Source organism: Stenotrophomonas sp. GbtcB23 (assembly GCF_019091045.1).
Taxonomy (GTDB): domain Bacteria; phylum Pseudomonadota; class Gammaproteobacteria; order Xanthomonadales; family Xanthomonadaceae; genus Stenotrophomonas; species Stenotrophomonas rhizophila_A.
Genome location: NZ_JAGXKC010000120.1, coordinates 1 through 1,262 on the forward strand (window position 1 = coordinate 1; position 1,262 = coordinate 1,262).

Genomic DNA, 1,262 nt, shown 5'->3' on the forward strand with positions numbered 1-1,262 from the left:
ACCGGGCGCGGGGTGATCTGCAACCTGTCACCCCGCGTGCCGGTGCACTCCAGCGCAATCGCGATCACGCGCCCGGTCACCGGCGGGAAGGCAGTTCAACCGTCACCTTCAGCGCGTCAAGGCATTCCGAAGTGCCAAGCGTGATCGTTCCGTCGTGTGCTTCTACTGTGTCATGGACGATGGACAAGCCTAATCCGCAGCCCTCCGTGCCACTTTCGAATCGACGGGAACGTGGCAGCGAGGGAGGTGGGGATCCGGGACATGGCAGGCATGCAGGCCGGCCTGGATCAAGGCTGAATTGGGCGGTGGTCAAGTAGCCATTAGAGTTTTGATTAGAGTTTTGAAATGCTTTCGTTGAGGTTGGGACGCGAGCCGGCCGTCAACCGGACGGCCGGCAGCACCCGCGCACGCTTATTTGGGCATCAACACGCCATCAATCACGTGCACCACCCCGTTGGACTGCCCCACGTCCGCAGTCGTCACAGCGGCCTTGCCGCCCTTGGCATCCACGACCCACACCTTGCCGTCGGCAAGCTTGACCGTAAGCTTCTCGCCTTCGACCGTAGTCAGCATGCTGGATTCACCGCCTTTCTTGGCCGCCGCCGTGAGCTGCGCCGCGGTATGGCTGCCGGGAACCACGTGATACGTCAGGATCTGGGTCAACTTCGCCTTGTTTTCCGGCTTCAGCAGCGTATCGACCGTGCCTTTGGGCAGCTTTGCGAAGGCGTCATTGGTAGGCGCGAAGACCGTGAACGGGCCCGTCCCGGACAGGGTGTCGACAAGCCCAGCCGCCTTGACGGCCGCAACCAGCGTCGTGAGATTCTTTGCAGCCGACGCATTCTCGACAATGGTCTTGGTGGGATACATGGCCGCGCCGCCCACGGTCGGATTGGTGGCAGCCGATACGCTGGCGGTTGCAAGAACTGCTGCGATGCACGGAGCGATAGCGAGACGCCGAATGGAGATGTACATGGGTAGGTCCTCTGATCATGGCGCACAACGTTGTGCCTCTATAGCTACGCAGCGAGGCGGGGTACGGATGCAGTCCCTGGCCTTTGCAGATCGCCTTGAAAGCAAACACGTTCAGCCAGACACTCACGGCGCTTTCACCACGTTCTAGAATGGGCGCACGCCTCCACCTCAGCGAGTTGCGGAATGCCGTGGATTGACCTGCGCAGCGACACCGTCACCCAACCCACCCCCGCGATGCGCCAAGCCATGGCCACCGCCGAAGTAGGGGATGACGTCTATCAGGACGACCC

At 61.8% G+C, this 1,262-nt stretch carries 2 protein-coding genes; one reads left to right on the plus strand and one right to left on the minus strand.

What is annotated here, in order from left to right; all coding sequences use genetic code 11:
• Positions 1 to 411: 411 nt before the first annotated feature.
• A complete protein-coding gene (locus KVS69_RS18280; RefSeq protein ID WP_217539417.1) occupies positions 412 to 972 on the minus strand; it encodes a fasciclin domain-containing protein in 561 nt (186 codons plus the stop codon).
• Positions 973 to 1,155: 183 nt separating this feature from the next.
• On the opposite strand from KVS69_RS18280, the gene KVS69_RS18285 reads away from it, so the two are divergent.
• Positions 1,156 to 1,262: beta-eliminating lyase-related protein (locus KVS69_RS18285; RefSeq protein WP_254622279.1), on the plus strand; the 107-nt coding region annotated here is incomplete at its 3' end.

Coding starts and splice junctions, on each gene's coding strand:
- KVS69_RS18280 (WP_217539417.1), bottom strand. CDS start 972: ATGTACATCTCCATTCGGCGTCTCGCTATCGCTCCGTGCATCGCAGCA.